Origin of the sequence: Neochlamydia sp. EPS4, from assembly GCF_000813665.1 — a bacterium.
In the GTDB taxonomy this organism is placed as follows: domain Bacteria; phylum Chlamydiota; class Chlamydiia; order Chlamydiales; family Parachlamydiaceae; genus Neochlamydia.
The window spans coordinates 107,857-118,147 of sequence record NZ_JSDQ01000037.1 but is presented as its reverse complement, the minus strand read 5'-3'; the positions used below and the strand labels follow the sequence as shown (position 1 = coordinate 118,147).

The 10,291-nt window shown below is 38.9% G+C and carries 9 protein-coding genes; 6 read left to right on the top strand and 3 right to left on the bottom strand.

Annotated features, from left to right (window positions below):
- From DB42_RS03505 to glmM, 3 genes are all read right to left on the bottom strand, one after another.
- Positions 1 to 549 (bottom strand): F-box protein (locus DB42_RS03505; protein WP_044881752.1); only part of this gene is annotated, 549 nt, incomplete at its 3' end.
- 580 nt (positions 550 to 1,129) lie between these two features.
- On the bottom strand, positions 1,130 to 2,959 hold the full coding sequence (gene glmS / locus DB42_RS03500) for a glutamine--fructose-6-phosphate transaminase (isomerizing) (RefSeq protein ID WP_044881751.1): 1,830 nt from the start codon (positions 2,957 to 2,959) through the stop codon (positions 1,130 to 1,132).
- Positions 2,960 to 2,980: 21 nt separating this feature from the next.
- A complete protein-coding gene (gene glmM / locus DB42_RS03495; protein WP_044881750.1) occupies positions 2,981 to 4,348 on the bottom strand; it encodes a phosphoglucosamine mutase in 1,368 nt (455 codons plus the stop codon).
- Positions 4,349 to 4,709: 361 nt separating this feature from the next.
- Between glmM and pcnB the strand changes: the two genes are divergently transcribed.
- The 6 genes from pcnB (at position 4,710) to DB42_RS03465 (ending at position 10,211) form a co-directional block, all read left to right on the top strand.
- Positions 4,710 to 5,984: a polynucleotide adenylyltransferase PcnB gene (gene pcnB / locus DB42_RS03490; protein ID WP_044881749.1), complete on the top strand. Its 1,275-nt coding sequence runs from the start codon at positions 4,710 to 4,712 to the stop codon at positions 5,982 to 5,984.
- 20 nt (positions 5,985 to 6,004) lie between these two features.
- Positions 6,005 to 6,748 carry a prolyl oligopeptidase family serine peptidase gene (locus DB42_RS03485; protein ID WP_042243104.1) on the top strand — a complete coding sequence of 248 codons (744 nt, stop codon included), beginning with the start codon at positions 6,005 to 6,007 and terminating at the stop codon, positions 6,746 to 6,748.
- Positions 6,749 to 6,960: 212 nt separating this feature from the next.
- Complete coding sequence (locus tag DB42_RS03480; protein ID WP_044881747.1) at positions 6,961 to 7,677, top strand: glycosyltransferase; 717 nt, start codon at positions 6,961 to 6,963, stop codon at positions 7,675 to 7,677.
- Positions 7,674 to 8,378 (top strand): lipid-A-disaccharide synthase N-terminal domain-containing protein, encoded by a 705-nt coding sequence (locus DB42_RS03475; RefSeq protein WP_044881746.1) that lies wholly within the window; start codon positions 7,674 to 7,676, stop codon positions 8,376 to 8,378. The genes DB42_RS03480 and DB42_RS03475 overlap by 4 nt, the downstream gene beginning before the upstream one ends.
- Positions 8,368 to 9,531, top strand: a complete 1,164-nt coding sequence (lpxB, locus tag DB42_RS03470; protein WP_044881745.1) for a lipid-A-disaccharide synthase — start codon at positions 8,368 to 8,370, stop codon at positions 9,529 to 9,531. The genes DB42_RS03475 and lpxB overlap by 11 nt, the downstream gene beginning before the upstream one ends.
- Entirely contained in the window at positions 9,528 to 10,211 is a 684-nt protein-coding gene (locus DB42_RS03465; protein WP_052435954.1) for a lysophospholipid acyltransferase family protein, read from the top strand. The genes lpxB and DB42_RS03465 overlap by 4 nt, the downstream gene beginning before the upstream one ends.
- The last annotated feature ends 80 nt before the right edge of the window (positions 10,212 to 10,291 follow it).

Below are 10,291 nucleotides of genomic sequence, written 5' to 3'. Positions count from 1 at the left end.
AGAAGTTTGGGGAAAAGCCTCATTAACTTTCCAACGGTAAAGATAACCTTCCTGTGTTACTTGAATAATATGGCCTTCTTGATAATGAATCAGGCGAGAACTTTCCTCTTTCACATTATCATACACTAACTGACAACTTTTTTCGCCCAAATGATAGATTTGCGCTGTACCTGCTGTTGCTTTTATAAAAGCAAATTGTTTTTCTCTTTTAAGCGCAAGAATTTTCCCTGAAAAATTAGGTAATTTGTAGATAGTCTGTTTACATTTGTTTTTTGAATACTCGCCTTTCGTTAGCCTCATCATTTTTGACATCTGCACTTGTTTCTTACAGATTTTTTGCCAGTTTTTTCCTGGGGAAGAAGAGTGGCTAAGGTTTTTCCAGCGTCGCTGGCAAATAGGCCGCCATAAAGAAGGATCTTGGGCCATTCGCTGCCAATGTTTGTTAACAAGGGCTGCAATCGGTAATTCTTTTTCATCTAAAAGGCTAAGAATCTTTAATTGCACTTCTTCAGGTATTCTTATACTAGGGATTAGGGAAAATGGGGCCATGCTATTTACCATAAATTCAAATTAACTTTATCTATCATGAAATACTAATAATTTATTAATTAGTAACTAATAAAAAAATTTTAAACCTCAGCTAATACGCTTTTAAAAATGTTAATTTGCTTTCCTAATCCTCTGAAAGGTATCTCCCTCCTTGAGAAAGATATTTTTTCATAAAGTAAGCAATCATATAAAGAGCAGCTCAAAACTATATAATTGCTGCCCAATCCCTTGCTTTTTTGAAGAAAAATCATTTATACCCCGTTACGCTTACAGCTAAACAGTGTTTGGTTTTATCTTAAAGCTTTAAATTATAAGCTATTCAGCAGGTTTTTTATGCAATCCTATGCTTAATAAAAACATGCTTTTAAGGAGAGGGCCAGTTTTTAAGAGGCTAATCCCTTCTTTGACTATGCAGGCGTATTTTCTTTAAACTGGGCTATTTATCATAGTCCTATACTTTTTAAATTAAGATCGGCAAAAAAATAAAATAAAAGTGAAAAATAATTAATTTTTAAGATTTAAAATAGTTTGATTTTAGTTTAAAATAGGCCTTTAAGAAGGCAGCGGCAAAGGCTTTCGATTATTCAACAGTAACTGATTTAGCTAGATTACGAGGCTGATCAATATCTGTCCCTCTTTCTCGTGCAATATAATAAGCTAGTAATTGATTAACTACAGTAACCGGAATGCTCGCTAGCTCATCCAGCGTAGGGGGGATGCGTATAATATCATCCGCTACTCCTTTCAAGCTATCTTCCCCTTCTTCAGCAATAGCTATGATAGGGCCTTTACGCGCCTTCACTTCCATCAAATTGCTCAATAGCTTACCGTAGGTAGTTTTATTAGGACAAAGAGCTACGGTAGGACAATGGCCATTAATTAAAGCAATAGGTCCATGCTTTATTTCTCCTGCTGGATAACCATTAGCATTAATGTAGGAAATTTCTTTCAGCTTAAGAGCTCCTTCTAAAGCTGTAGGATACATATAGCGCCGCCCTAGAAAGAAAAAGTTTTCATACTGGGCATATTTTTTAGCTACGTTTTCTATATAATAAGCATTATCCAATACTAACTGAATTTGCTCGGGTAAAACCCGCAAAGCTTTTAAAAACTCTTGCCCCTCACTCTTGCCTAAGTGTCGCATTCTAGCCATCCTTAAGGTCAATAAAGCAAGAACAACTAATTGGCTTGTGAAGGCTTTAGTTGAACATACACCAATTTCAGGACCACACTTTAAAAAAAGAGTTGCATCTGCCTCTCGCGCCAATGTTGAACCAACAACATTACAGAGTGCAATTACTTTTCCACCTTTAGCTTTAATCTCTCTGACGGCTGCTATAGTATCTGCTGTTTCTCCAGATTGGCTGATGGCAATTACTAAAGTATGCGGAAGAATAATAGGATTTTTATAACGAAATTCAGACGAAATTTCTACTTCGACAGGTATACGTGCTTTTTCTTCGATCATGTAAGAAGCCACGTAGCCTGCATTCCAGGAGGTCCCACAGCCCAAAATTAAAATACGCTGGGCTGCTAAAAGCTCTGTCAGATCCAGCTCTAACTCCTCAAAAACTGCTGTGCCATATTCTTCGGAAAAACGTCCTTCCAGGGCGTTGAAGATAGCTTGAGGCTGCTCGTTAATTTCCTTAAGGGTATAATGTTCAAAATGGCCTTTATGGGCATCATTAGCTGTTACAGGTAAGCATTCAATCTTTTTTTCAATCTCATCCCCTGCAGAATTGTATATCCTTACCTCTTTATGACTAACCACAGCGATTTCAGAGTTAGTTAGATAAACCACATTCTGAGTAAAATTTAAAAAAGCATTCGAGTCTGAAGAAATAAAAGCTTCATTGTTGCCTATACCCATCACTAAAGGGCATTCTTGAGCGATAGCAATGATTTGATCAGGATGATCTTTATGAATAACTGCAAGAGCAAAAGCTCCTTTTAGCAAATGTGAAGCTTGTTGAACAGCTTGTAGAAAATTCCCTTGGTAAAAGCTACCAATTAGATGGGCCACGACTTCGGTATCCGTATCGGAAACGAAGCTGATCCCTTTTTTAACCAAATCTTGTTTTAAGCTCTCATGATTTTCAATAATTCCATTATGCACGACAGCCAAGGAATGTGGCGTATCAAAATGAGGATGAGCATTAATCTTGCTAGGCACTCCATGCGTAGCCCAGCGTGTTTGCGCAATGGCAGCATCGGCTAAACAAAAGTTACAAGCTTGCAGCTCTTTCTCCAAAGCCGATATTTTGCCTAGTTCTTTGCAATAGGCAATCTGTCCTTCTTTGATACCAGCCACACCCGCGGAGTCATAGCCACGATATTCAATTTTCTTTAGTCCCTCTAAAGCTATTTCAAGCGAGTTTCTAAAGCCTATATAAGCAAATATTCCGCACATAAATCATTCCTTTGAAGTCGGTTAAGAAGATCCTATTTCTTCTCTAACGCTGTTGCTGATCGTAAGCGCCATTTGCTGCACTTGTTTTAACTTAGGACCTTCTACCATTACTCGGCAAATATTTTCCGTGCCTGAATAGCGTACTAACACGCGACCTGCATCGCCCAGCATTTTTTCCACATTAGCGATAGCTTCTTGCACATTTTTAAGTTCATTTAAAGGGGGTTTGGACTGAATGCTTACATTGATGCAAGACTGAGGGTAACGTTGTACGATTAAAGCTAAATCTGACAGCTTAGAATCGGTCTCTATCATGATACGCAAAACTTGTAGGGCACAAACTAGCCCATCACCGGTAGTATTATGGTCTAAGAAAATCATATGTCCACTTTGCTCACCACCTAGATTAGCCTCATGCTTCAGCATATCTTGAAGGACATAACGATCTCCCACTTGCGAGCAAACCACTTCTATCTGTTCAGCTCTCATAGCCTTGACAAAGCCAAAATTTGACATCACAGTCGCTATTACTTTGTTATTCTTGAGAAGACCTTGTTTTTTTAAGTCCCGTGCACAAATTGCCAATATAGTATCTCCATCTACAATCTGCGCATTCTCATCCACCATAATCACGCGATCTGCATCCCCGTCTAAGGCTATCCCTACATCTGCCCGGTGATCGATCACAGCTTTTTGCACAGTCTCAGGATGTAAAGAGCCGCAAGCATCATTGATATTTAGACCATTCGGGCTATTACCATACACAAATACTTGGGCATCAAGCTCCCTAAATACTAAAGGTGCCACTTTATAACCTGCCCCATTAGCACAATCTAAAGCGATCTTTAAATTTTTAAGAGATAAACGACGAGGAAAAGTGGCTTTTACAAATTCTATATACCGTCCATCCGCATCGTTAATTTTGCTATTTTTTCCTATATCAAACTCAAGAGGGAGGCTATCTTCAAAGCTATTGGTAGTGATCAACTCTTCCATTTCAGCTTCCCAAGCATCTGGTAATTTAAAGCCTTCGGAAGAGAAAAACTTAATTCCATTATCATAATAAGCATTATGAGAAGCTGAAATAACAATACCAGCATCTGCACGGTAAGCTCTTGTAATAAAAGCTACCCCTGGAGTAGGGAGAGGCCCTACCATCAAAGTATCTACTCCCATGGAGCATAAACCAGCTATTAAAGCATTTTCAAACATATAACAAGATAGACGTGTATCTTTGCCAATGACTACCCTATGTTTACCATTGTGACGTCGAAAAATCTTACCTGCCGCTCGGCCCAAAGCTAAGGCAATCTCTACTGTCATAGGAGTATAATTTGCACGTCCCCGCACACCGTCTGTTCCAAAGACTTTTGTCCTTTTCTTTGTCATCAACCTCTCCCTAAAACTATAAATTAATCAAAAATCTAGACGGCAATCAAGAAAAATGATAGGTGAGTATATACAATTTTCTATTTATCCTACACTTTCTTTATGATAAAACTCATGGAGAAAAAAAATGATTTTGAAAATGGGCAGTAAAGAAGCTGGTTTATTTTTGAGTTTTATTAAACTAAGGGTTTGAAGTTGACTTTTGCGCATGGCTTGCTTAAAATATCATCTCATTGATTGAATAAGTTTTTTATAAAAGCTTTTTTATTACCTTAAGACCTTGTATAAAAGAGCGTGACAAAAGAAATAAACTTGACAACCTCATTATCTATAAACAGTTGATTAAGGAGAGCTAAAGTCTTTGCAAGCTAAAATTTTTCATGCGACAGACCATGAGATCGAGCATCACTTGATTGATAAAGATGCCCTTTATGTAATCAACCGATTGAAAGAAGCTGGCTTTAAAGCTTATTTAGTAGGTGGGGGTGTCCGTGACCTTCTTATCAAGAAAACTCCGAAAGATTTTGATATCTCTACCTCGGCCAAGCCCGAACAAATTAAGCAACTTTTCGGTAGAAGCTGTCTTTTAATTGGCCGCCGTTTTCGATTGGCGCATGTACGATTTGGACCTAAAATCTTAGAGGTAGCCACTTTTCGTTCAGGAGAAAATGATAGTGATCTAATCATTCAAGACAACGTATGGGGCACACCCGAAGAAGATGTCTTGCGCCGCGACTTTACTATTAACGGCTTATTTTATGATCCTACTAATCATAGCGTGATTGATTATGTGGGTGGATGGGAAGATATTCATCAAAGAATTTTAAGAACGATAGGTGAGCCTTCTACCCGTTTCAAGCAGGACCCCGTGCGCATGATCCGCTTATTGAAATTTCAAGCGCGCTACAACTTTACCGTCGTTCCCGAAGTACAAACAGCCCTACTTGAATGCAAAAAGGAGTTAATTAAAAGTTCACCTGCAAGGATTTTGGAAGAAATATTTCGCATGCTAGAATCAGGTTATTCCTCGTCTTTTTTTCACCTGATGTCCCAAGCTGGCCTATTAGAGCTTATTTTTCCCTGCTTGGCTCATTTTATTCAAAGCCATCAAGGAAACGAGATTTACCGCTATCTAACAACTGCTGACCAAATCAATCTTTATAGCAAAAGGACTCTAGATCGTTCTCTCCTAACCAGCAATATGCTTTTCCCTATCTTAGAGCAAGAAATTAAAACCCAATACCTTGACAAAGGACGTCACCCTCATATGGGTGAGATCACGATGCTTACATCCTCTCTCATTAAGGGATTTGTCACCTCCTCGTTTTCTCATTTTCCTCGCCGCCATAGCGCCGTGATGAATTTTATCCTGTCCACGCAATACCGTCTCACTCCTTTTTCTGGCAAGCGGCATTTACGGACAAAATTAGTTCACAATAAAGAATTTGAAGCCTCTCTTATTTTTCTAAAAATTCGTGCAAGCATACAGCCCCACCTGCAAGAAGCGTACATATATTGGCGAGACCAATACAAAAATGCAGGCCGCTCTTCTCAGGTTAATCGTTATTCGCATCCTCCAAAAAAGAGGCGATACGGCCGCCCTCCTCAACCTCAAAAAAAAGATGTCAAAGCTTAAGAAAATGATGAATAGAATCCATGAAGCGCAAAGAGGTTATAGCTTCTCCTACAACTTTACCCATCTATATGCAAGGAGAACCTCTTGCTGCCGGTCCTTTACCCGCTTTTTTTTATTTTGCTCTTTCAGCGGAAGAGAGTCTTTATCAAGAGCCTTACAATCAACCTATACTTTTTCTAGAAAAATTTCCTATACGCTGCTATTCGTTTACGCTTCCTTTTCATGGTCAGGGGTATGATTCTAATCAGGCGCTAGCCCTATGGATGCAGGAATTTGCAACTCATCCGCATTCTTTTTCTCATTTCCTACAAAGCTGTATAAAAAATATAGAGTATCTTATTCAACAAGGTTTCGTAGATGAAGAAAGGATAGCTGTAGGGGGGCTCTCGCGTGGAGCATTTATAGCTACCCATCTAGCTGCCCGAGAACCGCGCCTCAAATATGTCCTAGGTTTTGCTCCTATGACTAAACTTTCATCTTTAGAAAAAACAAACCACTTAGAGAAAGAATGGGACTTACATGGCCTTATCTATCAGCTAGTGAATAAACAATTTCGCTTTTATATAGGCAACCGTGACAACCGAGTTGGCACCTACGCCTGCTTTGATTTTATCCACCAGCTAGCTGAGGCCGCTTACCAGCAAGGGCACCGCTCTCCTGCTATAGAACTAATCATTTCTGCTTCTATAGGTTACAAAGGCCATGGAACTTTACCTCCTATCTTTAAAGAGGGAGCCGAGTGGGTTAAACATAAATTAATTTAGCAAAAATTTTAGCTTTATAACTGCATTTTAAGCTCTTTTACAGGATGCCAAGTGGGAAGAAGAAGATAAATTTAAGGCTAGCATTTTTTATTCCTCTTTTGCTTAATCTCGCCAGGTTTGCCTAACTTTAGATTCCTATTAAAAAACTTCTTGTCTAGGTAAACCTTAAGATGATATGATGCTTTCTTATTCATTAAAAGCCTAAGCTATCCATGACCATTCAATACTCAGTCGTTATCCCTCTTAAAAATGAGGAGGACAATATTGTTGAGCTCATTGAAGAACTTGAGCCCATCATGCTCAGTTTAAAAAAACCTTGGGAGCTTATTTGTGTAGATGATGGATCTACAGATCAAACGCTTGCTCTTTTAACTCACTTATTGCATAAAAAAAATTATCTAAAGCTGCTAATTTTTAAAGAAAACTATGGACAATCTAGCGCCTTTGCTGCAGGTTTTAAAGCCGCTAAAGGAGAATTTGTAATCACCTTAGACGGAGATCGACAAAATGATCCTGCAGATATTCCTAAACTCGTGGAAGCAATCAACAATTGTGACTTGGTATGTGGAGTACGCGTCAATCGTAAAGACCCTTTGTCAAAAAAGCTTATCTCCACAGTAGCTAACTTGATTCGGCGTTCAATTTGTGAAGATGGCGTAAGCGATACAGGTTGCTCTTTAAAGATCTATCGCACCTCTGCTTTGCATAGAATCAAAATGTATAATGGCATGCACCGTTTTCTTCCGGCCCTTTTTAAAATTGAAGGATTGGAAGTACAAGAAGTTGCTGTTAACCACCGCGAGCGTATAAAAGGCAAAACTAAATATAATTTTTTTAATCGATCTTTTAATACGATTGCAGATCTTGCAGCTGTACGCTGGATGAAAAAACGTCAGCTAAAATATCAGATTAATAAAGAATTACCATGAACGAGCAGTGGCGTGAGATCTTTTATCCCTTAGGATTTATAGCCTCTTTAGCTTTTGGAGCACGCTTTATCATTCAATGGCTTAGAAGCGAAATTAGCAGAAAAAGTGTAGTTACGCCTCTTTTTTGGAAGCTATCCCTGCTGGGAAATCTCCTTTTACTTATTCATTCCTTTATTCAGATGCAATTTCATGTAGGCATTGTTCAAGTCATAAATGCTGTTATCTCCTGGCGTAATCTTAATCTCATGAAAGAAACTTCACAGAGCATGCCCACAGTAAGGGTGATAGAAATCATGCTAAGCTTTCTGGCACTAACGACTTTAGCTTTTTATTTTCAGCACCTTTACTTAGCCGAGAATAAATCTGCCTGGTTACGTCTACCTAGTCATGCATGGAGTTCTAATAGCTTGCCTATCCATAATTCTTGGCATATTGTTGGCTTTATAGGCCTCCTTCTATTCAATTGTCGTTTTTGGATACAATGGTGGCAAGTTGAAAAGACGCATACAAGCCAACTCGGCGCTTCATTTTGGTGGATTAGCCTTTTAGGAGCTTCTTTTTCAATCGTTTACTTTATTCGGATCTATGATCCGGTTAATATTATAGGCCCTGCTCTAGGCATTGTCCCTTATATTCGTAATCTTATGCTTCTTTCTAAAAATCCTACGTATGAAACATGTGGGGAGGCTTATGAAAAGTAATGACAATCTCCATCCACATCTTTTTATTTTTGCTGGAGAGCCTAGTGGGGATTTACATGGTGCTCACTTAGTGAAAGCTTTTAAGGAGCTATATCCTAGCTGCTGGTTCAGTGGCGTGGCTGGCCCTGCTCTGCGAGAAGAGGGGATTGTCAATATTATGCCCATGGAAAAATTTGCTGTCATGGGTTTCTCAGATGTCATTAAAGCTTTGCCTAGTCTTTATAAACAATTTTATTATATACGCGATTATGTGTTAAGCACTTGTCCTGAATTAGTAATTTTCATCGACTATCCAGGCTTTAATTTACGCATGGCTCGTGCTCTGCGAAAAGCAGGATATAAAGGTAAGCTCGTCCATTACATCTGCCCTTCTGTATGGGCGTGGGGCAAAAAGCGTATCCAACATATGGCTAAAACATTGGATATGTTACTCACCATTTATCCTTTTGAAAACATAAGCTTTAAACCTACTTCCCTTAAAGTCCAATATGTCGGTAATCCCCTTCAAGAGTATATTTCCCAACATCTTTACGCCCCTTCTTGGAAAAGTCGCTTTTGCCCACCCGAGCATTTATTGATTTCCATCTTTCCTGGCAGCCGAGAAGCTGAAATCAAAAATAATCTTTCTAAGCAATTAGAGGCAGCTCTCCTTTTTCAAAAAGAAAATCCTTCTACAGCTTTTGGTATCTCTTGTTCTAACGCATCCCTTAAACCGCTTATTGAAAAGATCCTTAAAAAGCATCGCTTGCTTCATGCTTTTATTGTGGATAAAGCACACACCTATGATTTGATGCGTAATAGTCATAGTGCCATAGCCAAATCAGGAACAGTTACCCTTGAATTAGCACTCCACTGCTGCCCTACAGTGGTGGTCTATCAGCTCTCTACCCTTAATTGGTTGATTGCTAAATTTATAATTAAATTAAATCTACCTTACTATTGTATCGTTAATATACTCACTGGCCAGCGTTTATTTCCCGAGCTTATAGCAGAGGGTTTTACCCCTAAGAAGGTCGCAAAAGAGCTAGAAGACATTCATGCAGGCTCTTCAAGAGCACGTTGCCTAGAAGGCTGCCAGCAAATTGTTGAGCTTTTCCAAGGAACCCATGCCAGCCAGAATGCCGCGCAAGCTATACATTCTTTATTATCATGAAAGCTATTAAACGCTATTTTTCTCATTATTTGGTCCCTCGTGTACTTGCTTATGCCGGTAAAGCTTTTTTAAAACTTTTACTGATGACCTGTCGCATTCAATTGGAAGGACTGGAGGAATTTTGTAAACATGCTAAGCAGGGAAATTGTATTCTTATGCTTTGGCATAATCGCTTGATGTTGGTAGCGACTATTTTTCAGAGCTACACTCCGCAATTTAATTATACGGCTTTTATTAGCCAAAGTCGTGATGGGGAACCCTTAGCATTATTCGCGAATAGTTTTAAAAATGGGCGTACTATACGTGTTAAGCACAATGCAAAGCATGAAGCTTTAAAGGAAATGATCAACAGATTAAAAAATAGTTTGGATATAGTTTTAATTACTCCGGATGGCCCACGCGGGCCACGTTATCAAGTTAAGCCCGGTCTTGCTTTAGCAGCTAAACAGACAGCTGCTACCGTATTCCCTTTCAGCTGGTCAGCTAACCGCTTATGGCAATTAAAAAGTTGGGATAAAATGATGCTTCCTCAGCCTTTTTCAAAGATTTGTATGAAGATTGGCTCCCCTATATCCTATCCTGCTCACATTAATCTAGACCATTATTCTCATATGCTCGAAAATGCTCTTATAGATACCGATCAATCAGCTTATCTACATTTTAGCAATAAGCCTTTATAAATGATGATGAAACATTTTGATTCTTAGGGTGCCAGGCAACTAAAATCTATTGACAACAAGGTAATGATGAGTCATAACCA

Bases quoted from the DNA above. Each gene is read 5' to 3' on its own strand.
- glmS (WP_044881751.1), bottom strand. From the start codon at position 2,959: ATGTGCGGAATATTTGCTTATATAGGCTTTAGAAACTCGCTTGAAATA.
- glmM (WP_044881750.1), bottom strand. From the start codon at position 4,348: ATGACAAAGAAAAGGACAAAAGTCTTTGGAACAGACGGTGTGCGGGGA.
- DB42_RS03485 (WP_042243104.1), top strand. From the start codon at position 6,005: ATGAAGCGCAAAGAGGTTATAGCTTCTCCTACAACTTTACCCATCTAT.
- DB42_RS03480 (WP_044881747.1), top strand. From the start codon at position 6,961: ATGACCATTCAATACTCAGTCGTTATCCCTCTTAAAAATGAGGAGGAC.
- DB42_RS03475 (WP_044881746.1), top strand. From the start codon at position 7,674: ATGAACGAGCAGTGGCGTGAGATCTTTTATCCCTTAGGATTTATAGCC.
- lpxB (WP_044881745.1), top strand. From the start codon at position 8,368: ATGAAAAGTAATGACAATCTCCATCCACATCTTTTTATTTTTGCTGGA.
- DB42_RS03465 (WP_052435954.1), top strand. From the start codon at position 9,528: ATGAAAGCTATTAAACGCTATTTTTCTCATTATTTGGTCCCTCGTGTA.